Source organism: Xenorhabdus poinarii G6 (genome assembly GCF_000968175.1).
Taxonomy (GTDB): domain Bacteria; phylum Pseudomonadota; class Gammaproteobacteria; order Enterobacterales; family Enterobacteriaceae; genus Xenorhabdus; species Xenorhabdus poinarii.
On sequence record NZ_FO704551.1, the window covers coordinates 45921 to 71155 of the forward strand.

22 protein-coding genes and 1 pseudogene are annotated in these 25235 nt (G+C 43.5%); 7 read left to right on the forward strand and 16 right to left on the reverse strand.

What is annotated here, in order from left to right; translation table 11 throughout:
• Positions 1–42 precede the first annotated feature (42 nt).
• Complete coding sequence (gene acs / locus XPG1_RS00185) at positions 43–1998, reverse strand: acetate--CoA ligase (protein WP_045957289.1); 1956 nt, start codon at positions 1996–1998, stop codon at positions 43–45.
• A 373-nt stretch (positions 1999–2371) separates the two neighbouring features.
• Here acs and sodA point away from each other — a divergent pair, with 373 nt between their 5' ends.
• Both sodA and yiiM read left to right on the forward strand, forming a co-directional pair.
• Entirely contained in the window at positions 2372–2998 is a 627-nt protein-coding gene (sodA, locus tag XPG1_RS00190) for a superoxide dismutase [Mn] (RefSeq protein WP_045957290.1), read from the forward strand.
• A 125-nt stretch (positions 2999–3123) separates the two neighbouring features.
• Positions 3124–3795 carry a 6-hydroxyaminopurine reductase gene (gene yiiM, locus XPG1_RS00195; RefSeq protein ID WP_045957291.1) on the forward strand — a complete coding sequence of 224 codons (672 nt, stop codon included), beginning with the start codon at positions 3124–3126 and terminating at the stop codon, positions 3793–3795.
• A 128-nt stretch (positions 3796–3923) separates the two neighbouring features.
• On the opposite strand, the gene trpS is transcribed toward yiiM, so the two are convergent.
• The 11 genes from trpS to pilM form a co-directional block, all read right to left on the reverse strand.
• Positions 3924–4958, reverse strand: coding sequence for a tryptophan--tRNA ligase (trpS, locus tag XPG1_RS00200; RefSeq protein ID WP_045957292.1), 1035 nt, complete (start codon positions 4956–4958; stop codon positions 3924–3926).
• 4 nt (positions 4959–4962) lie between these two features.
• Positions 4963–5685 carry a phosphoglycolate phosphatase gene (locus XPG1_RS00205; RefSeq protein ID WP_045957293.1) on the reverse strand — a complete coding sequence of 241 codons (723 nt, stop codon included), beginning with the start codon at positions 5683–5685 and terminating at the stop codon, positions 4963–4965.
• Positions 5685–6359: a ribulose-phosphate 3-epimerase gene (rpe, locus tag XPG1_RS00210; RefSeq protein ID WP_045957294.1), complete on the reverse strand. Its 675-nt coding sequence runs from the start codon at positions 6357–6359 to the stop codon at positions 5685–5687. The genes XPG1_RS00205 and rpe overlap by 1 nt, the downstream gene beginning before the upstream one ends.
• A 58-nt stretch (positions 6360–6417) precedes the next feature.
• A complete protein-coding gene (gene dam, locus XPG1_RS00215; protein ID WP_045957295.1) occupies positions 6418–7236 on the reverse strand; it encodes an adenine-specific DNA-methyltransferase in 819 nt (272 codons plus the stop codon).
• Positions 7237–7321: 85 nt separating this feature from the next.
• Positions 7322–8272 carry an SPOR domain-containing protein gene (locus tag XPG1_RS00220; RefSeq protein WP_045957296.1) on the reverse strand — a complete coding sequence of 317 codons (951 nt, stop codon included), beginning with the start codon at positions 8270–8272 and terminating at the stop codon, positions 7322–7324.
• Between the two features lie 153 nt (positions 8273–8425).
• A complete protein-coding gene (gene aroB / locus XPG1_RS00225) occupies positions 8426–9523 on the reverse strand; it encodes a 3-dehydroquinate synthase (RefSeq protein WP_045957297.1) in 1098 nt (365 codons plus the stop codon).
• Positions 9524–9568: 45 nt separating this feature from the next.
• Positions 9569–10090: a shikimate kinase AroK gene (gene aroK / locus XPG1_RS00230; protein WP_045957298.1), complete on the reverse strand. Its 522-nt coding sequence runs from the start codon at positions 10088–10090 to the stop codon at positions 9569–9571.
• 539 nt (positions 10091–10629) lie between these two features.
• On the reverse strand, positions 10630–11769 hold the full coding sequence (gene pilQ, locus XPG1_RS00235; RefSeq protein WP_084717240.1) for a type IV pilus secretin PilQ: 1140 nt from the start codon (positions 11767–11769) through the stop codon (positions 10630–10632).
• Positions 11769–12401 carry a hypothetical protein gene (locus XPG1_RS00240; protein WP_045957299.1) on the reverse strand — a complete coding sequence of 211 codons (633 nt, stop codon included), beginning with the start codon at positions 12399–12401 and terminating at the stop codon, positions 11769–11771. The genes pilQ and XPG1_RS00240 overlap by 1 nt, the downstream gene beginning before the upstream one ends.
• Complete coding sequence (locus XPG1_RS00245; RefSeq protein WP_052708206.1) at positions 12391–12939, reverse strand: PilN domain-containing protein; 549 nt, start codon at positions 12937–12939, stop codon at positions 12391–12393. The genes XPG1_RS00240 and XPG1_RS00245 overlap by 11 nt, the downstream gene beginning before the upstream one ends.
• Positions 12940–12941: 2 nt before the next feature.
• A complete protein-coding gene (gene pilM / locus XPG1_RS00250; protein ID WP_045957301.1) occupies positions 12942–13808 on the reverse strand; it encodes a type IV pilus biogenesis protein PilM in 867 nt (288 codons plus the stop codon).
• 217 nt (positions 13809–14025) lie between these two features.
• Between pilM and mrcA the strand changes: the two genes are divergently transcribed.
• Complete coding sequence (gene mrcA / locus XPG1_RS00255; protein WP_045957302.1) at positions 14026–16560, forward strand: peptidoglycan glycosyltransferase/peptidoglycan DD-transpeptidase MrcA; 2535 nt, start codon at positions 14026–14028, stop codon at positions 16558–16560.
• A gap of 351 nt (positions 16561–16911) precedes the next feature.
• On the opposite strand, the gene nudE is transcribed toward mrcA, so the two are convergent.
• Positions 16912–17475 carry an ADP compounds hydrolase NudE gene (nudE, locus tag XPG1_RS00260; protein ID WP_045957303.1) on the reverse strand — a complete coding sequence of 188 codons (564 nt, stop codon included), beginning with the start codon at positions 17473–17475 and terminating at the stop codon, positions 16912–16914.
• A 354-nt stretch (positions 17476–17829) separates the two neighbouring features.
• On the opposite strand from nudE, the gene XPG1_RS00270 reads away from it, so the two are divergent.
• From XPG1_RS00270 to pckA, 4 genes are all read left to right on the forward strand, one after another.
• A complete protein-coding gene (locus XPG1_RS00270; RefSeq protein WP_045957305.1) occupies positions 17830–19911 on the forward strand; it encodes an IgaA/UmoB family intracellular growth attenuator in 2082 nt (693 codons plus the stop codon).
• A 121-nt stretch (positions 19912–20032) separates the two neighbouring features.
• Positions 20033–20461 carry a ribosome-associated heat shock protein Hsp15 gene (gene hslR, locus XPG1_RS00275; RefSeq protein WP_045957306.1) on the forward strand — a complete coding sequence of 143 codons (429 nt, stop codon included), beginning with the start codon at positions 20033–20035 and terminating at the stop codon, positions 20459–20461.
• Between the two features lie 41 nt (positions 20462–20502).
• Positions 20503–21369, forward strand: coding sequence for an Hsp33 family molecular chaperone HslO (gene hslO, locus XPG1_RS00280; protein ID WP_045957307.1), 867 nt, complete (start codon positions 20503–20505; stop codon positions 21367–21369).
• A 224-nt stretch (positions 21370–21593) separates the two neighbouring features.
• Positions 21594–23222: a phosphoenolpyruvate carboxykinase (ATP) gene (pckA, locus tag XPG1_RS00285; protein WP_045957308.1), complete on the forward strand. Its 1629-nt coding sequence runs from the start codon at positions 21594–21596 to the stop codon at positions 23220–23222.
• Between the two features lie 15 nt (positions 23223–23237).
• Here the strand turns inward: pckA and XPG1_RS19200 are convergent.
• The 3 genes and pseudogenes from XPG1_RS19200 to XPG1_RS00295 form a co-directional block, all read right to left on the reverse strand.
• Positions 23238–23350, reverse strand: a pseudogene (locus XPG1_RS19200) (IS982 family transposase); the annotation flags it as partial.
• An 87-nt stretch (positions 23351–23437) separates the two neighbouring features.
• Positions 23438–24106, reverse strand: a complete 669-nt coding sequence (locus XPG1_RS00290) for a B3/B4 domain-containing protein (RefSeq protein WP_045957309.1) — start codon at positions 24104–24106, stop codon at positions 23438–23440.
• 193 nt (positions 24107–24299) lie between these two features.
• Positions 24300–25208 (reverse strand): LysR family transcriptional regulator, encoded by a 909-nt coding sequence (locus XPG1_RS00295; RefSeq protein WP_045957310.1) that lies wholly within the window; start codon positions 25206–25208, stop codon positions 24300–24302.
• Positions 25209–25235: the final 27 nt, after the last annotated feature.

The following is a 25235-nucleotide window of genomic DNA, read 5'->3' on the forward strand; positions in this document are numbered from 1 at the left end:
TTCAAGCCGCCTTGCGGCGGCCTCATGTTCTACAACATGGTCTTACGGCATATTGATTGATTGTTTTTCTTCCAGTAATTTTTCCACCACCCCCGGATCGGCTAGAGTTGAGGTATCTCCTAAGTTACTGGTATCTCCAGAAGCAATTTTGCGCAAAATACGTCGCATGATTTTTCCTGAACGTGTTTTGGGCAGAGAATCTGTCCAGTGAAGAATATCGGGAGTTGCAATTGGCCCGATTTCTTTACGAACCCAATTTCTGACTTCGGTGTACAGTTCAGGAGAAGGTTCTTCACCATGAATAAGCGTGACATAAGCGTAAATAGCTTGGCCTTTGATATGATGAGGGATACCCACGACGGCGGCTTCAGCTATTTTGGGATATGAAACCAAAGCCGACTCAATTTCTGCGGTTCCCAAACGATGGCCTGAAATATTCAGAACATCATCAACTCGCCCTGTTATCCAGTAATAGCCATCTTCATCACGTCTAGCGCCATCGCCACTGAAATACATACCTTTAAACGTGGAAAAATAGGTTTGTTCAAAGCGCTCATGATCGCCATACAGTGTTCGAGCCTGCGCTGGCCAGGAATCCGTGATAACAAGGTTGCCTTCACACTCTCCCTCTAAAATTTCACCTGAATTATCGACCAATGCGGGAGTGACACCAAAAAATGGTAGTGTGGCAGAACCTGCTTTGAGATCGGTCGCTCCCGGTAATGGCGTAATCATGAATCCACCCGTTTCCGTTTGCCACCAGGTATCTACGATAGGGCATTTACTATTACCTATTTTTTGGTAATACCATTCCCATGCTTCTGGATTAATGGGCTCACCAACAGAACCCATAATGCGTAATGATGTGCGTTTAGTTCCTTCTATTGCCTTATCACCTTCGGCCATTAATGCCCTGATAGCGGTTGGTGCAGTATAGAGAATGTTCACTTTGTGCTTGTCGACCACCTGACAGAGACGATTGACATCGGGGTAATTAGGTACACCTTCAAACATTAAGGTCGTGGCACCACAGGATAGTGGCCCATAGAGCAGATAACTATGCCCGGTGACCCAACCTATATCGGCGGTACACCAATAAATTTCTCCGGGGCGATAATCAAATGTGTATTTGAACGTTAAAGATGCGTAGACCAAATAACCACCAGTCGTATGCAGAACGCCTTTAGGTTTACCGGTAGAGCCTGAAGTATAAAGAATGAATAATGGATCTTCGGCATTCATCTCTTCAACCGGGCATTCGGCACCCACACTTTCTACCAATTCGTGCCACCATAAGTCACGGTCATTATTCCAGCTACTGATATTTCCGGTTCGCCTGAAAACAACTACATTTGTCACGCTAGTAATATCTGGATTACTCAGAGCCTCATCGACATTTTTTTTCAATGGAATTGTCCGACCGGCCCGCAAACCTTCATCCGCAGTAATAATGAGTTTGCTATTTGAATCAATCACTCTGCCGGCAATAGCATCTGGAGAGAAGCCACCAAAGATCACGGAATGGATTGCGCCAAGACGAGTACAGGCCAACATTGCAACGGCCGCTTCTGGCACCATTGGCATATAGATAGCAACGACATCGCCTTTTTTAACCCCCAGTTTTTTCAGCACATTCGTGAATTGGCAGACGTCATGATGTAATTCGCGATACGTAACATGTCGGGATTCTGTCGGATTATCGCCCTCCCATATAATGGCAGTTTGATCACCACGCTCTTGCAAATGGCGATCAAGACAGTTGGCACTTAAGTTAAGAGTACCATCTTCAAACCAGCGGATGTTGATATGCCCAGGATCGAAAGCGGTATTTTTGACCTTGGTATAGGGTCTGATCCAATCAACTATTTTGCCTTTTTCCCTCCAGAATCCTTCGGGGTCTTGTAATGACCATTGGTAATCTTGTAGGTACTGTTGTTTGTTTATCAGGGCCGTATCTGCAATATCAGTGGGAATAAGATGCTTAATTATGTGAGTCATATTTTTATCTCCTTGCAGTTGTTAATACTATGTCAAAACAAGGTTAACTAAAGTGTAAAAAGCATTTTTGTTTCTTTTTTGCGCGGAAGATCACGCAATTAAAGAGAATGAATTTCATAGCATGATCATTGAGTTTGGCGTTATTTATTAAAATTAAATAAGGAAATCTGCTCTATTAGCTGTTAAATATTTCATAAAATCGACATTAGCAGGTCTTTCTGTTTAATAGGAGAGTACAACGTGAGACTATATTAGGAAACCATAGTTAATATATGGAATTGATAATCATTTTCATTATTGTTTAATTCACTATAATAAGCGTGTTGTTCACAAGGTGTGAGCTTTATATATTCTAAACAACTGGAGATATGATATGAGCTATTCACTGCCTTCTTTACCTTACGCTTATGACGCGTTAGAGCCTCATTTCGATAAACCGACGATGGAAATTCATCATACTAAACACCATCAGACGTATGTCACTAACACCAATACCGCACTGGAAGCTTTCCCCGAATTAAGCAAACTGGATATTGATGATCTCGTCCAGCAACTCGATAAAATTCCAGCAGATAAACGTACTTTTATTCGTAACAATGCAGGTGGTCATTCAAACCACAGCCTGTTTTGGAAAGGATTAAAACTGGGTACAGTATTGGATGGTGCGTTGAAAGCGGCCATTGAGCGTGATTTTGGGAGCGTTGACAGCTTCAAAGAAAAATTTGAGCAGGCGGCAGCTACCCGTTTTGGTTCTGGTTGGGCATGGCTGGTGCTGAAAGATAATGGCAAACTTGCTGTTGTTTCAACAGCGAATCAGGATAGCCCACTGATGGGGGAAGAAATCGCGGGAGCTTCTGGTTACCCGATTGTAGGTTTGGATGTATGGGAACATGCTTATTACCTGAAATATCAGAATCGGCGCCCTGACTATATCAAAGCGTTTTGGAATGTCGTCAACTGGGACGAAGCAGCAAGACGTTATGAAGAAAAAATAAAGTAATTCAAGTCATTATTTTTATAAGTATGCTGGTCATGATGTTGACCGGCATTTTTTTCATTATCTTGGTTATTATGTTTGGTAAGTACGCGTCCATTTTCAATCGATCATTGAGAGGAAGTTAGAGGATGTATTACCCACAAATATATAGAGGTAAGATATCGTCGTTAGGAACACTGGATTTTAGTGCAATCAATAAACTGGTGGTGGATGGTCGATTGTATCTGACCTCTCTTGGGCTGGAAGGTGATGAACAAGCCGAAATCCGTTTTCATGGTGGCCCTGATCGTGCGCTTTGTCATTATCCGAGAGAACATTATCTATTTTGGAAAAGGCAATTTACTGAGTTAACTGAATTATTTTATTCTCCCTTTTTTGGTGAAAATATATCAACGGAGGGGATGACAGAAGAGAATGTTTACATTGGGGATATTTTCCAATGGGGAGAAGCAATGATTCAGGTGACACAGCCTCGTTCTCCTTGCTACAAACTTAATCTTATTACTGGAATTGCGAACTTTTCGGCCATTATGCAAGATAAAGGATATTGTGGCTGGTTATATCGGGTCATCTCTCAGGGTTTTGTCAGTGCTGCTGATCCATTGAAATTATTAAGTCGAAATAGTGATGTTTCTGTTAAGGATGCCATTTCCATCGCTTTCCATAGCCCATTTGATGAGAAGCAATACCAACGTTTAATGGGGGCTGCAGGGTTATCTGCTAGCTGGAATCTGACGATGCAAAAGCGGATATTGTATGGAAAAATAGAAGATTTTAATCGTCGTTTATTAGGAAAATAATTTATTTACTGATAATTATTTTAGTTAAAAAATAGGTTTTATTCTTGGCGTGGATGATAAAAAATGAAATTTTTAATTCATATGCCAAAGGGTATCATTACCAACCCCTTGGCATGCACATAAGACGATTACGGATAAGCAATAAAGCCAACAGCCTCGTAGACCTTATCCAGAGTTGCCTGAGCACGAGCTTGTGCTTTAACGGCACCTTCTGCCATTATTTGGTTAAGCAGAATTTCGTCATGACGGAAATGATGGAAACGCTCTTGTAAACCTGCCAGCATTTCACATACTGCATCGGCAACTGCGCCCTTCAAATGGCCATACATTTTGCCTTCAAACTCAGCTTCCAGTTCAGGTATTGTTTTACCTGTGACACCGGCAAGAATATCCAGCAAATTGGAAACACCCGGTTTGTTTTCCAGATCATAACGTACACGAGGTGGTTCTTCGGAATCAGTAACTGCTCGTTTAATTTTCTTGGCGACAGATTTTGGATCTTCTAGCAGGGCAATCACGTTATTGCGGTTATCATCTGACTTTGACATTTTCTTATTCGGATCTTGCAATGACATCACGCGGGCACCGCCTTGCGGAATGAATGGTTCCGGCACAGTGAAAATATCACCGTATAAGGCATTAAAGCGCAGTGCTAAATCACGGGTCAGTTCAAGATGCTGTTTTTGGTCACTTCCCACGGGGATTTGATTAGCCTGGTAAAGCAAAATATCAGCCGCCATTAGAACAGGATAATCAAACAGACCGGCATTGATATTTTCTGCATAACGGGCTGATTTATCCTTGAATTGAGTCATGCGACTGAGTTCGCCAAAATAAGTGTAGCAGTTCAGCACCCAACTCAATTGAGTATGTTGCGGAACATGTGACTGAACAAAAATGGTGCTTTTCTTTGGATCAATACCACAGGCAAGATAAAGTGCTAGTGTATCCAGCGTGCGTTTTTTGAGTTCATCGGGATCCTGGCGAACGGTAATGGCATGCTGGTTAACGATGCAGTAGATGCAATCATATTCATCTTGCATTTTAACCCACTGACGCAATGCCCCCAGATAGTTACCGATGGTTAATTCACCGGAGGGTTGTGCACCGCTGAATACAATAGGTTTTTGGGAGTTTAATTTCATTACAGTGGGGTCATTCATTTTATTACGCTTCCTGTCTTTTGAAAGTGGATTGTTGTTTCAACGTGGAAAATCCAATAGTTGGGAGTAAATCCGGGAAATTCGCCAAGACATAATTTGGCTGGCTTAATGTTATAGATTCTCCGTAGTTATATCCATAGGTTAGGCCAACGCAAGGGCAACCAGCGGCTTGTGCCGCCAAAATATCATTACGAGAATCGCCAACGAAAAGTAACTCTTCTTTATGTAAGCCAAACATGCCCATGGTCAGATATAGCGGCGCGGGATGAGGCTTTTTCTCTTTAACATCGTCACCACCCAGGATCAATGAAAAGAATTCACTGATACCTAATGATTCCAGTAATGGAGCAATAAACGATGTTGGTTTATTGGTTACTATCGCCATTGGTAGATGATGTTGTGCCAATTCTGCCAATGTTTCTTTTACATGAGGAAACAGTTGGCTGCCGGTGATGACGCTAGTTTCATAAAATTTATCAAACAGCTTGCGTGTTTCACGATGTAGTTCGGGAGAAAGATCGGCTCCCGCCCATGTTAATGCCCGCTCAACCATGACATCAGCGCCATTGCCAATCCAGACCGCAACGCGTTCTTTACCCGCTGCGGGTAATCCTTTGGCAATCAGGGCTTGATCCAATGCCGCCGCCAGACCACCTGCACTGTCTACCAGTGTGCCATCTAAATCAAAAGCAATGGCACGAATTCCTTTTATGACGTTATTTTTCATTATGCTACCTTTGATAATTCGTGGCGCATCTCATCGATAACCGCTTTATAATCTGGCTGACTGAAAATAGCAGAACCCGCAACGAACATATCAGCGCCAGCCTGAGCCACTTCCGCAATATTACAGGGTTTGATGCCACCATCAACTTCAAGACGAATATCGTATCCACTCTCATCAATGATTCTGCGCACTTGCCGCAGTTTTTTCAATGTTTCTGGGATGAACGACTGACCACCAAAACCGGGGTTGACGGACATTAACAAAATCACATCCAGTTTATCCAATACGTAATCAAGATAGTTCAGCGGTGTTGCTGGGTTGAAAACTAAGCCTGCTTTACAGCCCTGTTCTTTGATAAGTTGCAAGGTGCGATCGAGATGTTCACTCGCTTCGGGATGGAAAGTGATATAGGTTGCACCTGCTTTGGCAAAATCAGGAATAATGCGATCAACCGGTTTTACCATCAGGTGAACATCAATGGGTGCGGTAATACCATAATTTCTCAGTGCCTGACAGACCATTGGTCCGACAGTCAGATTTGGCACATAATGGTTATCCATCACATCAAAGTGCACAACATCAGCACCTGCTTGCAAAACCTTAGCGGTATCTTCACCTAATCGAGCAAAATCGGCGGATAGAATGGATGGTGCGATCAGAAAGTCTTTCTTCATTATTATCTTCTCCAATTCAGTGTCTTATCCCCGTCAGTTCACGGGCTGGAAATCTCAGTCACTTCTGGCGGTATAACGCCAAAAGTTCATCAACTTTACCTCGGGCAAGAATATTTCTACTGATTGTCCGGCGAGCCTTAACAATGTAAAGGGAAGCCTGGTGATACCATTCTCGTGTCATCGGCGTGTCATGATTAGAGATAAGCACCGGAATATCTTTTTGAGACGAGAGATGATAGGCAATTTTCGCCAGATTTTCCTGATCAAGAAGATTAAAACTATTGGTATGGTAGGCTGTAAAGTTAGCCGTAGCCGAAAGTGGGGCATACGGAGGATCACAGTAAACCACTGAGCTTTTTGGCGCATTATCCAATGCGATTTTGTAATGTTGGCAGATGAACGTTGCCTTCTGGGATTTTTCTGCAAACCAGTAAAGCTCATCTTCAGGAAAATAGGGCTTTTTATAGCGCCCGAAAGGAACGTTAAATTCACCTCGAGAATTATAGCGACAAAGGCCGTTATAGCAGTGACGATTCAGATAAAGAAACAGCATACTGCGATAAAAAGGATCTGTGCTTTTGTTGAACTCTTCTCTCAGGCGATAAAAGTTTTCGGAAGTGTTGAACTCCGATGAAAATAATGGACGGACATGATTAATAAACTCATCTGCACGAAACTTTACGGTATCGTACAGGTTGATCAGATCGCTATTGATATCTGACAAAATGTAAGAATCATATTCGGTATTTAGAAATACCGAGCCTGCGCCAACAAATGGCTCAATCAAGCAATCGCCCTCTGGCAGATGACGTTTAATATCATCCACCAAGGGGTATTTTCCACCGGCCCATTTTAAGAAAGCGCGTTTTTTTTTCATGCCGTCAAATTAGTTATTCAATAATTTCAGAGTCGCAGATTGTACTCTGTTTAGGACAGCATATCAGCGCCTAATCAAAATAGTTTTATCTTTTCAGATCTTGCTGAACTTGTTGTAGTTTTCTGACCCAGGGTTTTTTGGCCTGGACTTCCACCGGGAGTGTGGAAATGGCTTTTTTGGCATCAGAAACAGAACGATAATTACCGTGGATCAAGATAAACCATGCTTTGCCATCGCGTTTGGTTTCATAAACCTTAAAGTGAGAAAGGTTATTCTTTTTCGCGAAGGCGCTTAAAGTATCAGAACGGCCGGCACTACTCAATTGGAGTGTGAATCGGTTTGCTGGCGCTTTCAGCAGATCATCACCATTGGCCTGATTCGTCGTTGACACAGATTTCTTGATCGTTTTGGTGTGATTTTCCTCTCTGACCTTATGGTCTTGTTGCGATTTTTCTACATGATGCCGTGGTGCAACCTTCTCTGGTTTTTTCTGTTCTACTGGCGACGTCGTCGTTGGTTGAGCCGGTTTTACCGGTGGTTGTACCAGATTGTTTTGCACGGCATTATTTATGTTACTTTGTTGTTGATTCAACGCATCAGAAATATCACCGGGTAACTCGATACGCTGGTTATAGCTCCCTGTTTCTTTTGTGGCAGGAAACGCTTTGTCTTGCGGACTCGTTATGGGGGGTGGGCTGAGTTCATGTACACCGTCAGTTGTTGGCTCTGATGGGGTTGCTTGCTCATTGTCTGAGGGAGGGGATGAAAGTGAAGAAGACCCCGAAAGATCGATGCCCTTTGCTGCATTTGAAGAGGGTGAATTTTCATGACCGGTGGGAGATTTTAATGCCGAGCTGATGGCTATAATCAGAAGCAGAAGCACCAAAATGCCAATACCAATCATCATTTGTTGACGGGATACGGCGAACTTGGGGGGATTAAATGGTTTTCTGGATCGCTGAGAGCTGCGATCTGAAGTATCGGGTTTTAACTCATTGTCTATTTTTTGTTTATTTTCTGATTTTAATTCGTCCACATGCCCCTCCCAACAAGGATAGTACTGCCAACGGTGATTTAAATGGTTTGGCAGCCTGACCTAACTAAAACTGATGATGTTTTATGTGATAATGTAGCTATTTTATAGCATAACAGCTATAGAATAATTCATCATTCAGCTATTGTGTATCTTCTAGCGGGAAGAGGGTTGGCATAGACGAATAGCCTCCAATACAACGTCTTTCCCAATATCAGAACGAAGTTTTGCTTCCCCAATGGTTGTGGGTAGTACCAGATGCAGTTTCCCGGCCGAAACTTTTTTGTCACGCATCATATGAGGTAAATAAGCATCAGGAGACATTGTCGCAGGGCCATTGACCGGCAGTTTGGCTCGCGTCAATAATTGAATGATACGTTGGGTATCTTGTTTTGAGAATGTCCCGACGAGTTCAGCTGCCCTTGCCGCCATCACCATACCTGCAGCAACTGCCTGACCATGCAGCCAGACGCCATAACCCATTTCAGCTTCAATGGCATGACCAAAGGTATGACCGAGGTTTAATAATGCGCGTATTCCACTCCGTTCTTGCTCATCAGCCGCGACAACCCATGCTTTGAGTTCACAACAACGACGGATGCAATAGGCCATTGCCTGACTGTCGAGAGCCAGTAATTTCTCAATATTTTCTTCAAGCCAGCAAAAGAACTCACCGTCCAGAATGATGCCGTATTTAATGACTTCAGCCAGACCTGAATACAGTTCTTGAGCAGGCAATGTTTTTAGACAATTGAGATCGATAATAACCGATGCAGGTTGATAAAAAGCACCGATCATGTTTTTGCCAAGAGGATGGTTGACCCCTGTTTTTCCACCAACGGAAGAGTCAACCTGAGAGAGTAAGGTGGTGGGTACTTGGATGAAACGAACGCCGCGTTGATAACTCGCTGCGGCAAACCCCGTCATATCACCGATGACGCCACCACCTAGAGCGATAAGTGTTGTGTCGCGACCATGATTATTCTCCAGTAAGGCAGAATAAATGTCATTGAGCACAAAAAGCGATTTGTGTTGTTCACCATCAGGCAAAATAACTTCATTTACCCGAAGAGCCATTGCCTGCAATGTGGATTTCACCTGATCAAGATACAGGGGAGCAAGTGTTTCATTGGTCACTATCATGACCTGCTGACCCGCTTGCAGGGGATTGAATGCCCCATTGTCAGAAAATAGCCCTTCAGCTATGGTAATGGGATAGCTTCTTTCACCTAACGTAACAGTCACTTGTTCCATATCAGCTTTTGCCTTATCGCTTGCCGCTGTGCGGACTCGCTATAATCAGTTTTTTTCCAATAACTCAATGATTTGGTTAGCGACGACTTTGGCGCTTTGCTCATCTGTGCGAATAGTCACATCAGCAATTTCCTCATAAAGAGGATTACGCTCATCAGCCAAATTTTCTAAAACTTCTCGTGCTGGTGCATCAACTTGAAGTAAAGGGCGTTTTTTATCGCGCTGGGTACGAGCTAACTGTTTTTCGATGGTTGTTTCTAAATAGACGACCACACCACGGGCAGACAGGCGATTGCGGGTTTCTTTTGATGTAACTGAACCCCCTCCGGTAGCCAATACGATGCCTTGTTTTTCAGTCAGTTCGTTAATTATTTTTTCTTCGCGGTCGCGGAAGCCTTCTTCGCCTTCCACATCAAATACCCAGCCCACGTCAGCTCCGGTACGTCGCTCAATTTCTTGATCAGAGTCGTAAAACTCCATATTGAGTTGCTGAGCTAACTGACGACCAATAGTGCTTTTGCCGGCACCCATAGGCCCAACCAGAAAGATATTGCGTTTCTCTGCCATGTTTTTGGTATTACTAAGACTGTTTGTTAATGATAACCCGCCCCGCCAATCAGATTAGCCGCGGGACCTAAACTGAAACCTCATGAGTGAGAATGTGAGATCAGATAGGAAAATTATCTCAGCACATCAGCCTGTATTGCAACTATATAAATCTGGCACGAACCTAAGCGATCGGTTTCGTGCTTTTGTTGGCTGATTGAGAGCCTGCTGTCACTACCTTCCATCTTTCAAATTGGGGCTTTATTGGTTGCGTTAATTATTCCAGTTACTCGCCATAAGCATAGAAAAACATCGTGTTATCTACGTCTATGAGAATTTGCTCCCTGCTGCTGCGCCACAATTTGAAATCTATTGGTATAGATAGACTCCTGCTTGTGATGTTCGATCTGCTCACTCAATTAGTTAATCCTTGTAAGCTAAATTGCTCTCAGCGTCAAATCCATAAACAGTCCGAACCTCAAAAAATGGGGGATGATTTAACAAAAAAACACGATAATATTCATTAATATATTGATTTTTATGTTGTATTTTATTTTTGATTAAATATCGGTCAATTGAGGTGTCACAAAAATGACGAGTTCTCTTCGGCTATTTTGTTCTCCTGTTTGGTTAAATAATGCGCCCAAAAGGGGAAGGTCTGACAAATAAGGTACTTTTTGTAAACTTGTGGTTTTTTTCTGTTGAAAGATCCCGCCAAGAATCAACGTTTCCCCATTTTTAACCGTAACTTGGGTCGCGATCTCCTGTTTATCAATGGCCAAATTTTCATTCCCTCCCTGGTTAATCGGGAAACCGGGGGCATTCTGACTGATTTTCAGTGCAAGCCGGATTTTACCCTGCCTCAAAATATAAGGAGTGACTTCCATGCCCAATACCGCCTCCTTAAACTGAACCGTTGTTTTATCTTTGTCCTGGACAATATACGGAATATCAGAACCTTGTTTGATACTGGCTGGCTGTTGGTGTGAGGCTGTTAGCCGTGGGCTGGCAATGATCTCAAGTTGGTTTTCCTGTTCCAGTGCACTGAGTTCCAATTCTAGCAAGCTGGCATGAATACGAGCGGTATTCAGTACTAATCTATGGCGTTGGTTCCCGGCTGGCTGATGTAGGTTTAGGCGATTCAGCCCCACTGATTGATGATGTGGATCAGCGTTGACTCCCCAGTGAATGCCTAATTCATGTAAAGCTTCTTTGCTGCTGGTCACAATATGGGCAGTAATTTGTACTTGTTGTTGCGGGGTATCTGCTTCTTTCAGCCAATTTCTGATACGGGTAATGGCATCAAATTTATCTTCCAGGATCAGGCTGTTGGTTAAAGGGTCGTGTTCAATTTTCCCCCACTTTGTCAGTAGCGCGGGTTGATTTTTTTGCAATTGCTCTGCTATGTGTTCGGCATCGGCATACTTCAGGGGGATTGTCTGATATTCGATCTCTTGTTCTTGCTCATTCTGCGTTGTTAAGGATAAATCAGCGTCATTCTCTATCGGAGATATTGGGGGCTGAAATGGATCTCTGACTGGCATGTCGAAATCTGGCTGTTTTTCCACATAATGTTCTTCCACATGATGCTCTTCCACATGATGTTTTCCCGCATGAGATTCTGCCGTCGAGTTCCCTATGGCATAACTAAATAGTGGTAGCAAGAGGCAAGTTAAAATGAGCAACAGAGGATTGTTCATTATTCCTCCTCATGGACAGGCGCAGGGAATGCTGTATTGGAAATCGCTGTCTCTGATAATGTCATCTCTGGTAACGAGAAGTCCGAAAACACCAGGCGAACCGTCAAATGACCGTTATCAGGTGTGACCGTGATGCGCTTAATCAGTAACGGGGGCTGCAACTTCTGAACTTCATTTAAAAAATGAAGTAATTGCTCATAGTTGAGTGACAGCATGATATGCCAGAGCATTTGTTCGTTTTCTTTAAGACTTTTCCACTCCATTAACTGGCTGCCAGAGCGGATGAGTGGTAGGTGTAGCCGTTTGAGGACAGTCGTATTTTGCGGCGGGGTATTTTTGTGGGGTAAAGAAAGATCACTGTTTTGAGCCAGGCTGGTCGTCATGTGTTGTATTTGCTGCTGTATTTCGACCAGAGGTGGCCGTTCAACCAGCTGTTGTTGGGCGTGTGCCACATTGTGTTGCTGTTCCTTAATATTGATCCGGAACGCATAAATGTCATGGCGGTTCTGTTGCCAGACCCAAAAATAGAATCCTAATAGCAGTGCCATAATGAGTAATTGCTGTAAGGCAAGTGTCTGCCAGACGGGTCGATAAAACCATTGATAAATCCACTCAACGTTATTACTTCTCATCAGCCCCTCCCGCTAACCAATTTGCATCAATGGTAAAGGCTTTGAAATGATCTTCCGTTGTTGTCATTTTTTTCAGTTGCACATTGATAAGCGAAGTACTGGCAGCCAGATTATCCAATAAATCGGAGATATCGGTGTAATGGTGACTGTGGGCAGTCAACATTAATTGTTCACTGTCATCACTCAATGCAGTCAGCCAACTGTTCTCTGGTAATACCCGAGGAAGTTGGCGAAATAGCTGTAAATACCGTTGATTCTGTTCCATGAATAGGTGTTTTTTCCGTAATTGTTGTGACAATTGCTGGTGGTGTTGCACTGCCTGATCTGTTGCTGCGATAGTGTGTTGTAATTCAGCCAATTGATGGGTAACTTCCGTTAATTGTCGGCGATATTGTTCCATTTGGTTGGTTTGCTGCGTAGAAAGAAACACTAATACTGTTGCCCATAATGCAAGCTGCAAGCCAAGCAGTGCCCCCCATACCTGGCAGCGTTGTTTCAGTTTTTCCTGTCGCCAGGGTAAGAAATTGACTTGATACATCACTAATCACCCGGTCTGAGTGCGAGACCTGCGGCAATCATGAATGCATCTGTTTTTTCTGGCAGTGGGGGATGATAATGACGGAATGCCGTCAAGAGTTGCCAACGATTAGCCTGTTTTGTCGATGTGGATGCTGATATTGTTTTTACTGATGCGCGTTTCAGGGATATTACTTGCTCTTCATCACTGTAATAAATTGCATAACCTTCTGTTTCTTGGGTGATGGGGAGTTGATTGATGATTTGCTCTAGAAGCGGATTTGATAATGAGGCTATCAATCCATAGCTAAAGGGCTGATTAGCAGGGGCGACCCATAGCCAATCCGTTGTACGTTTGTGAATTAACCAACTATCATCAGGCACACCTGCAAGTTTAGCGACATAACGTAATGCACAGGGTGCAATATCAATGGCATCAAGGGATAAATTGACTTCCGAGAACAGATTCAGCCAGAGATTGAGATCTTTTTGACGGGTTGCACTGAGATAAACCTGTTGATCATGAACACGATAATCCAACGCCAGATCACTGACAGGAAACTGTTTTTCAGCATTGGCATGTACAAACCAGCCAAGTTCTGGCTCTTGCAACGTGGTCTGGTTAGGCAGCGTTATCTGCCGTTGTAAAGTTTGCTGAACAGGGAGAGCGAATCTTAGACTAAGATTCTTAGGTAATATTTTTCGCCATTGCATTAAAATGCGGATAAATTTTTCGGGATCTTGTAGCCGTCCTCCTGAAATAATTTCGCTGGATAAATGATATTGCCAACAATGTCGGAGTTGCCAACCATGACGGCGTTTAATGGCGGCAAGGGCACGAATGTCATGATCTTGAATATCCAGTCCGATATACCATTTAGGTGAATACATGTAGCGATCTCCTTATCGACTAGCAACGACTTTAAGGTTGACGAAAACCTAATGAAAAGTTGTTATTGATGAAAGGGGCATTGGTAAAAGGTCATAATACTCATGGTTAGGGTGTTTATCGTCTTTATACTAATCCCTTTAATACTAAACTAAGCCTTTTATACTACGGACTGATCGTTTATAAACTGCCCGATTAACATGGCGTGAGAGATTTCAGGTGAAGTTCATAAAGTATTTTTTAATCCTCATTGTTGTTTGCATTTTATTGGGAGTCGTCTCGATTTTTGGTTTATACAAATATATCGAGCCACAGCTTCCTGATGTTGCAACATTAAAAGATGTGCGATTGCAAACGCCGATGCAGGTGTTCAGTGCTGATGGCGAATTGATCGCCCAATATGGCGAAAAGCGTCGTTTACCACTTACCTTGTCAGAAATCCCCCCCCTGATGGTGAAAGCTTTTATTGCGACGGAAGACAGCCGTTTCTATGAACACCACGGTGTTGACCCCATCGGGGTTATCCGTGCGGCTTTCGTGGTGATGACTTCTGGTCATGCTTCTCAGGGAGCGAGTACCATTACTCAGCAGCTTGCGAGAAACTTTTTTCTCAGTCGAGAGAAGACATTAATACGTAAAGCGAAAGAAGCACTTCTGGCGATTAAAGTTGAGCAATTGTTGACCAAAGATGAAATTCTTGAGTTGTATCTCAACAAGATCTATCTTGGTTACCGTGCTTATGGTGTTGGCGCTGCGGCTCATGTCTATTTTGGCAAGGACGTCAATCAGTTAACACTGGGTGAGATGGCGATGATCGCCGGATTACCGAAAGCACCTTCAACGTTTAACCCACTCTATTCCTATGATCGTGCGATAAGTCGCCGTAATGTGGTGCTGGGACGGATGCTGGAAGAGGGGTATATCACCCGGCGTCAGTATACCGAAGCCAGAGAAGAAAAACTGGTTGCCCGTTACCACGTGCCTCAAATTGTTTTTGCTGCGCCTTATTTAACTGAAATGGTGCGTCAGGAAATGATTAACCGTTATGGTGAAAATTCTGCCTATACAGAGGGCTATAAGGTCTATACCACTATCACGCGCAAAGCCCAATTAGCGGCGGTTAATGCTGTTTGTACCAATGTGATTGATTATGATGTTCGTCATGGTTATCGCGGCCCTCAGGAAGTGTTATGGAAAGCCAATCAGCCAGCATGGAATCAAACACAGATTATCGATAAGCTAAAAACCCTGCCTAAATATGCTTCTCTTCTGCCCGCAATTGTGACGGCATCTAACGTCAATCAGGCACAAGCTATATTGGGTGATGGCAGTAAAGTTGAATTGACAATGGCAGGTGTTCGTTGGGCGCGTCCATTTAAATCCGACAGCCTGCAAGGGGCGGTGCCACGCAGTGTCAATGACGTTATTCGGGCAGGCGAACAAATTTGGGTCAGAAAAGTCAATGACACTTGGTGGCTGGCTCAGCTTCCTGAAGTCAACGCGGCGCTGGTTTCCATTAATCCGATAAATGGGGCAGTAGACGCATTGGTGGGGGGATTTGATTTTGAACTGAGTAAATTTAACCGTGTGACTCAATCGTTGCGCCAGGTCGGCTCCAATATCAAGCCGTTCCTGTATACCGCAGCAATGGACAAAGGGCTGACGTTGGCCTCATTGTTGAATGATGCGCCTATCAGCCGTTGGGATGCCGGCGCGGGAACGGATTGGCGCCCGAAAAACTCACCACCTACTTACGATGGTCCTATTCGTCTGCGTCAGGGGTTGGGGCAATCCAAAAACGTTGTCATGGTTCGTGCTATGCGAGCAATGGGGGTTGATTACGCCGCAGATTATTTGAAGCGTTTTGGTTTGCCGGGTGAAAATGTTGTGCGTACTGAATCTTTGGCTCTCGGCTCACCTTCTTTTACGCCAATGCAGATAGTTCGTGGCTATGCTGTGATGGCAAACGGAGGATACCTGGTTGATCCTTACTTCATCAGCAAAATTGAAAATGATGCAGGGAAAGTGCTGTTTGAAGCGAAACCCAAAATTGCGTGTCCACAATGTGAAAACATACCGGTAATTTATGGTGAAACGGCTCGTTCCATCGAATTGTCTGAAGATTCTATTGAAAACGTGGCCCATTCTAACGTTCCACAAAATTTGGCGGAACCGCCTCAACCCGAGTTAGAAAGCGTATCGGGCAATGCAGAGGCAGGTGATCCACAGTATGCTCCTCATGTTATCAGTACACCGCTGGCGTTTTTGATCCGTGATGCTTTAAATACCAATATCTTTGGTGAACCGGGTTGGATGGGAACAGGCTGGCGTGCAGCCCGTGACTTAAAACGCCGTGATATCGGTGGCAAAACCGGAACGACCAACAGTTCTAAAGATGCGTGGTTCTCTGGTTATGGCCCGGATAGGGTGGCGACCGCCTGGATTGGTTTCGATGAACACAGTCGAAGCCTCGGACGGACTCCGGCTTTCAAAGGCGAAGGGGGAGCAAAGACAGCTCAGCCAATTTGGGATGATTTTATGAAAGTTGCGCTGGAAGGGGTTCCTGAGCAGAAAATAGAACCGCCAGCGGGTATTGTTGCTGTCACGATTGATCGCACTACCGGTAAGTTATCTGACGGTGGTGGGAATACCCGCAAGGAGTATTTCATTGATGGCACGCAGCCGACGGAATACGCTGTGCCGGATGTGGGGACAACAGTGATTGAAAATGGTGAAAGTCATGAGTTGTTCTGATTGTTGAAAATCAACAGTACAGCAACTAGAAATCAAAAGGCTCTGTCATCAGATTGACGGAGCCTTTTTTAAAAGTGATGTTTTGCTGCAACATGATGATCTGAAATCACCCATAGAATAATAAGCGAAATGATTTTAATGATGATGAAAATGAATTTCAAAAATATAGTTAAGGTATTTATTTGTTATTTTTAATAAATGAAATTATTCTTTATCATTATTCCACTGATTAAACCTTACTTTATTTAAGTGTTTGTTTTTCCTTTCTGCGATTTTGTCTAAAACGGGTAAAAAATGGGTATTGAAATATCCATTTTCCATACCCGTTTTGAAAAACAAAAAAGACTAATATTAATATTGTTTATTATTTTTTTCTTGCAAGTATCGCTGTGCAAAAAATAAAGCGCTGACATTTCTGGCTTCATTGAAATCGGGATGTTCCAGTAGTGACATCATGTCAGCGAGCGGCCATCGAATCTGCACCAGAGGCTCCGGTTCATCACCTTTGAGGTGTTCTGGATATAGATTATGGGCAATCACAATATTCATCTTGCTGGAGAAATAGGAGGGAGCCATCGTCAAGGTTGTTAACAATTCTAATTTTTCCGCGCCGAAACCAATTTCTTCCTTCAATTCACGATTGGCGGCTTCAAACATGTTCTCTCCCACATCAATGGCGCCTTTTGGAAAACCTAACTCGTATTGTTCAATACCAACCGCATATTCGTGGATAAGAATTAATTCTTCGCCCACGACCGGAATAATTAGAACTGCTTCACGATTTGTGGGTTTCATTCGCTCATAAATGCGTTTTACCCCATTACTGAATTCAAGATCAACCGATTGAATATTGAATAAGCGTGAGTGAGCAATGTTATTTATATTCAATATCTTAGGTTTTTTTAAGTCAATCATGCTTGCCTCTGATGGCTGTTATATACTGGACGTTGAAAATAATAATGCGCTAAATAACTTAAAAATTATTGTTTTATTTAAGTGTTGTAATGCCATTGCGCACGAATTCAACTTTGCTTTAATATGGCTGATTATGTTAGTAAATGATAGCGATTATCGCTTGAATGTATTTTTGTTGTTATCTTGCCCTTGCAAAAAGATGTTATTTTATGGAAGGTTATTCAGAAATTTATATAACATTTTGTGAATACAATCAAAAATAGATAGCAATAATCGGAATTGCCTGATGCTCTGTGCTTAAAGAGAGGGTTATTTTTTGGATCTCTGTACTGCGGTCACGGTCGTGGAGAAGAAATGAGTTCACTCGTCATTATATTAGCTGCTTTTATCATTAGCCTGATTATAATGGCTTCCTTTCTGATTTTTAGATGGAGGCGGCTTGATAACACGAGTTATTTACAGTTACTCGCCAAAAAAAATCGCCGTAAGCTGGATGCTGATGAATATCAAACAATAGAATCTTATGTGCGAAATGCGCGTCTTATAACAACGAATCGTCGGTACAGCACGAGTTATCCGGTATTACCGATTAAACATCATGGCGTTTATACCATCACCCATCCTGTTACCCGTTTTTCCTCTGCGACAGATGAGGTACACCACTGGCTTTATTATATTGATGAGATGGAAATACATTTGCCTGTATGGTTGGAACCCTTTATTAAGCAACAAAATACGCTGGAGATTGTACAAACAACCTCAATGCCACTTGTTATCACGGTAAACGGCCACTCCCTGAAAGACTATCAGCAAGCGCCATCCATCGTACAATCGACCGCAAAAACCGAACAGGCCTCCATTCAAAAAAATGGCAATTCGAGAGCGAATTTATTGTATACCCGCAAAGAGACATTAGAAGAATATCGTTTACGGAAATCAACAGGTCTCCAGGAAGGTATTCTGATGTGTGCGGGTTTATCACTGTGGTTTGTGGCACTTTTCTTACCTATCCCAATGTTCCCGTGGTTAATGCTGGTGGCGCTCCTGCTCATTCTGACAAGTTTTTGGCCATATTTCCGATTACCTTCTGACCGACAACGGGTCGATATCCATTGTTTCAGCGGCGTTCCGAAACGATGGGGCGTCTTTAGCGAATTTGATCAGAAGAAAAGAAAAAACGTCTCCTTAGGGGGGATTGATCTGATCTATCCCGCACATTGGGAGCCTTATGTTTCCCATGATTTTGATCAACATACCGATATTGATATGTACACCGACTGTCATGTCGTGCGACAGGGGCGTTATCTCTCATTGCATGAAGAAGAGAAACACTATCCTTATCAGCGCTACAATAAGAATTTAATTCTGGCCATTTTCTCGATATTGGCCTTGCTGATGCTCTACTTTTTCCAACCGGTAAGCCTATCTATGCGGCTGAGTTTTGCGTGGTTATATGGCAGCAATACTAAAGTTATCACCAGTCACCATGAGCTACAAAACATGGTGGTGAAAGAGGGCGATGTCTTGAAGGTGAAAGGTGCCGGGATGTGCTATATGCCCCCCATTGCCCTCCCCGAATCCGATGATCGGCTATTTGCACCATTTGACTGTCGTGGGATCTATTGGAATAGTGAAATTCCATTACCTATCGTGGAGTCTGAACTGATCGAAGATATTTCAGCACTGATTAAATTACTCAATGAGCAATTGCATCCAGATGAACGCGACCGAAAGATCAACCCCAGATTGAAACAATCTATGGCCAAATCAGGCATGATCCCACTCGACAAATTTTCGCAAATCATCTTGGCGACGCATAAAGTCTGTTTGCAAGATACGCGTTGTGATCGTTTGAAAACAGCGCTGGTCAATTTGGGAAATGCGGCTAATTGGGATGAATTGTTGAAAGAGGCTAAAACGGGAAAATTGGCTGAAACTAACGTGTTGTTGCGTGCTATCAGTGCCGATGCGTTGGAAAAGTTGGTTCACGCGACAACGCGAGAATTTATCTACCAGGAAATTGGTCGGTGGATTTCGCTGATAAACAGCCCCTCTCCGGGGGGCGTTTTGCTGCGCAGCGATGAAGATAAGTCATTGACTGAATATCCGGTGCGGACGAACTATATCTTCAATTTCACTCCGTTGGATCAGTGGTATGAATTACATGATATCTTAGCGCTGTTGCTGAAGACACCGTTTGATATCTCGGGGATTGTGACAGGCTTGTCCGTCGATCCCAATGGAACTCGTCATATCATGTTGCACCGTGAGCCTGATCCGGCGACGCTCATTCGTTATTTGTGGAGTTGTCTGCTGCTGGCGATCTTGTTGGCGACACTGACCATAAACCCCCTTTTGATTATCAAGAAACGACAGAAGAACCAACGACGCCTGCAAACAGTGACTCAATACTATAATAGCTGTTTCAATCTGTAATAATTGTTTCAATCTACCGCCTTTGCGGGATTAGCGATAAGCCGGCGGGCTGTGTTACCCTCAGTTTGCTTTTTGCCAGCACCGGTTAGGTTTATGGATTAGTTCATTGGGAGAAACATCCATGCAGAATTCAGACTCCGATCAGATTGTTCGCCTTGATAAATGGCTGTGGGCTGCCCGTTTTTATAAAACCCGTTCCATCGCACGTGAAATGATTGAAGGGGGAAAAGTCCATTATAATGGGCAGCGGAGTAGGCCGGGTAAACGGGTTGAGTTGAATGCAGAGATCAAACTGCGTCAGGGAAATGACGAAAAAACGGTCGTTGTCTTGGCATTAAACAGCCACAGACGGCGTGCCGTAGAGGCTCAGCAACTTTATCAGGAAACGGCTGAAAGTATTATGAATCGGGAAAAAACGGCATTGGCTCGTAAAATGAATGCACTCACCATGCCGCATCCCGATCGTCGTCCGGATAAAAAAGAACGGCGTACATTAATAAAATTCAAGAACACAAGATTAAATGGGTCGGAAGATACTGAAAAAGCCTGAAGCCAGAGAGTATCGCCGTCTCAGTGAGATGAGAGAGATTTATGACCAAGCATGATCAATTACACCGTTTTTTATTTGAAAGCCACTCTGTCAGGGGGGAACTGGTTTCTGTTAGTGAAACTTACCAACGGATGCTGGAAAATCACTCATTTCCTCAACCCGTACAGCAGCTATTAGGTGAGTTGTTGGTCGCAACCAGTCTGTTAACCGCGACATTGAAATTCAATGGGGATATCACCGTACAAATTCAGGGGGACGGGCCAGTGAAAATGGCGGTGATTAATGGTAATAACCAGCATCAGATGCGTGGCACAGCTCGCATTGATGGCGAAGTGAATGCGGCCAGCAGCCTGCGCGACATGATCGGTAATGGCTATATGGTCATTACCGTGACCCCAACAGAAGGTGAGCGTTATCAGGGCGTTGTGGCACTGGAAGGCGAAACGTTGGCGGAGTGTCTGGATGTGTACTTTAAGCAATCAGAACAGCTATCAACCCGTCTGTTTATCCGTACCGGGGAACTGGATGGAAAAATGGCGGCAGGCGGTATGTTATTGCAGATCCTGCCGGGGGCACAGAAAGGCAGTGAAGGCATGCTTGACCACTTATCACAGCTGACGGCAACTATTAAGGGAGAAGAGCTGTTTACATTGGAGGCGGCAGAAATTTTGTATCGCCTCTATCATGAAGAGGAGGTCACACTCTTTGATCCTCAGCAGATAGCATTCCGTTGTGGCTGCTCTCGGCAGCGCTGTGCTGATAGTCTGGTGACATTACCCGACGCGGATTTGCAGGACATTTTGCACCAGGATGGCAACATTGACATGGCATGTGAGTTTTGTGGTACGCACTATATGTTCGATGAGAAAGATATCGGTGAAATAAAGGCGGTTAAAGAAGAACCATGACACGGATAGTCATCGCCTGGATGACCGGTTTATCTCGAATGGTATTTATAGGGCGTTATTTACGCCCTTTTTAGTCTGCATTCATCTGTCATTTCGTGTCCTGTGTCTCATATAAACTTAAAAAAAGTAACGTGCTTTCAATTTTTTGATAACAATCGCGGTTAATTAGTCATAATTATTTATTATCCCCACAGAAACAAAGTATAACTGACCAGGAGTAATAAATGGGCGTTACAGGCATTACTGAGCAGGCACTTGAGGTTTATGGTATTCATGGCGTGAGTGAAATCGTTTATAACTCAAGTTATGAACAGTTATTCTCTGAAGAAACTCAATCCTCACTACAAGGGTACGAGCGTGGCACATTGACTCACCTCGGGGCGGTTTCGGTGGATACCGGTATTTTCACCGGGCGTTCCCCGAAAGATAAATACATTGTCCGCGATGATGTGACCCGCGATACGGTCTGGTGGGCTGATCAAGGTAAAGGAAAAAATGATAACAAACCGCTCAGTCAAGAAACCTGGTCTCACCTCAAAAGATTGGTTACTCAGCAGCTTTCAGGCAAACGTTTGTTTGTGGTTGATACTTTCTGCGGAGCTAATGCGGATACACGGCTGAAAGTGCGCTTTATCACAGAAGTGGCGTGGCAGGCACACTTTGTGAAAAATATGTTTATCCGTCCGTCAGATGAAGAATTAGTTGGCTTTACACCTGATTTTATTGTGATGAACGGTGCTAAATGCACTAACCCACAATGGAAAGAACAAGGGTTGAACTCTGAGAACTTTGTGGCTTTTAACCTGACCGAACGTATGCAGTTAATTGGTGGTACTTGGTACGGTGGGGAAATGAAAAAAGGCATGTTCTCAATGATGAACTACCTGTTGCCACTGAAAGGTATCGCCTCCATGCACTGCTCTGCTAACGTGGGTGAAGCAGGGGATGTTGCCATTTTCTTCGGTCTTTCAGGGACAGGGAAAACCACACTTTCTACTGATCCGAAACGCAAGTTGATCGGTGACGATGAACACGGTTGGGATGATGACGGCGTGTTTAATTTTGAAGGTGGGTGCTACGCGAAAACCATCAATTTGTCCAAAGAAGCTGAACCGGATATCTATCACGCCATTCGCCGTGATGCGTTGTTGGAGAACGTCACGGTATTGGCAGATGGGACAATTGATTTCAATGACGGTTCCAAAACAGAAAATACCCGTGTTTCTTACCCGATTTATCACATTGAAAACATCGTTAAGCCGGTCTCAAAAGCAGGTCACGCGACGAAAGTCATTTTCCTGACCGCAGATGCCTTCGGTGTCTTGCCCCCGGTTTCCTGTTTAACACCAGAGCAGACTCAATATCACTTCCTGTCTGGTTTTACCGCAAAATTGGCGGGCACAGAACGCGGCGTGACAGAACCAACACCCACATTCTCTGCCTGTTTCGGTGCGGCATTCCTGTCATTGCATCCGACACAATATGCGGAAGTGCTGGTTAAGCGTATGCAGTCATCAGGCGCGAAAGCTTATCTGGTGAATACGGGTTGGAATGGAACAGGCAAACGTATTTCCATCAAAGATACCCGCGCAATTATCGATGCGATTCTCAATGGTGACATTGAAGATTCAGACAGCATTCAACTGCCGATTTTTGATTTGGCTGTCCCGACGACTTTACCGGGAGTAGAGACCAACATTTTAGACCCACGTCATACTTATGCGGATAAATCCGAATGGGAAGTGAAGGCAAAAGATCTGGCACAACGCTTTATCGATAACTTCGATAAATATACAGATACTGCGGCGGGTGCTGCATTGGTGAACGCTGGCCCTAAACTGTCGGTTTCTTAAGGTGCTTATTTAACCTCAACTTTGCTTAAGCACAGCAATTTCTTGTTCACGTAAACCTAAGTTCGGCTTTTTCGGTTGGAACGTATCAGTCATTAAGCCTGATACCCATCCAACAAAAAGCCGACAACCCGCAATAAGGGCTTAAGCTATCAGGTGATCTGCAAAAAAAAGCCCCTAAAAAAAGGGACTATTATCTGATATCGGGTGTTTTGGTCTTAAAAAGAGACGGAGGTGTTTTGTGCTGTTAGGGTAAATTCTATGACATTGGTGTTTATGTTGCTCGATTGTTCCTTAATGAAACTGAACGCTTTCATCGGATCCCCATTCAGTGTGGGTAGCGGTTTTTCGATAATGAATAGGATATTATTGGTGTCCTCTGTGATTTTATAATCATTGGACTCAATAAAATTCATTGAACGACATACGACAACATCGTCATTAATACCCCATATCACTTCTTTGGGGAATGGATTTTCTATCACACTCGAATTAAATGGAGTGAATGTTTCTTTTCCCGACGCAACGGAAAGATTCAAATGACCTTTACCTAGTTTATTCACATCCTCTCCCCCGATAGGACACATGGAGATCAATGAGGCATAATTATAAATATCTACGATAGGATTTATTTTTTTTAACTTACCTTTCAAAAAAACATCCAGAAGATACTTGATAGAAACCCTGGCTTTTTTGGGGTGGCTAAACGCATTATAAATACCGGACCATTTTTCAATCTCAGATTTGAAAATAGCCTGATCGATATCTCCTATATTGCCGAAATCTACAGGTTTTATTAATTTGTTATTTATTCCTTTAACAAGCAAACCATAAACTGCGATATCAGGGAACAATTCGATAATGGGTCTAGCTATTGATACCTTCATTTGAAAACCTCATTAAATAAGAATTCATAATAATCGATCCCTTGAAGGGAAACGACCGCAAATGAAAAAACTTATCCAGAAAACCCGAGATAAGGACTATGATCCGCGGCTGATAGCATTTAGAAATACGCTGTCACTGAAAGTGTTCTACTCAGGGGAGGATTTTTCAATGACGGCTTAAACCATCTTCGGGTTAATGAATCCGTAACTCTTTCTTTAGCAATGCTAATATGCTACTCACTTTAGGAAGCAATTGCTTGCCAATTGGCCATACTAAATTCAGTGGTAGGCCATCTGTGGTCAGTTCAGGCAAAATGATCACTAAATCACCTCGTTTTATATCATCACAGACCAACCATGTTGCCAATTGTGCTATGCCATATCCCGCTTTAACTGCACTCGCCTGCGCCTCGCCGCTACCAACGATAATACGTCCTTCCATTGTCTTACGTTCAACCAAACCCGTATTATTTGTGATCAACCAGGGACTCGTGCTTCCATCAGCCTTACCGTAGAGTACAGAATCATGAGATAGCAACTCGTTGACTGACGTCGGTGTACCATTTTTTGCTAAATAGTCGGGTGAAGCACAAAAAATTAGACGCTCGCTACCAAGATAAGTGTGTCCCAAAGAAGCGGGCCAATGTTCCGCTCCCCCAATACGTACTGCTACATCTATGCCCTCATTGAGCAGATCAACAAAGCGATCCGTGAGGGATACGTGAGGCAATAAATAAGGATGCTGTTCTGTAAGCTGTAAAATGAGTGGCATAACATGTAAACGGCCAAACGCTTCTGGGGCATCTAAGCGCAATCGCCCTACCGGTTCTCTAAATTGGGTACTGAGAACAATTTCCGCTTCTTTTAAGTCAGCAAGAACACGTACACAAGTGCGGTAGAACGCACTGCCCGCGTCAGTCAGAGCCAATCGACGAGTTGTGCGTTCAAACAGGCGAGTACCTAGCCGATCTTCCAAACGTGCCACACTCTTGCTAATTGCAGAGTTGGTCAAATTCAACTGATGTCCAGCTGCAGTGAAACTCCCTAAATCAGCTGTGATTACGAAGGCTTCTATACCTTTAAAACGTTCAAAAGGCGTCATATTACCCTCCTAATTATGGATTTAAAT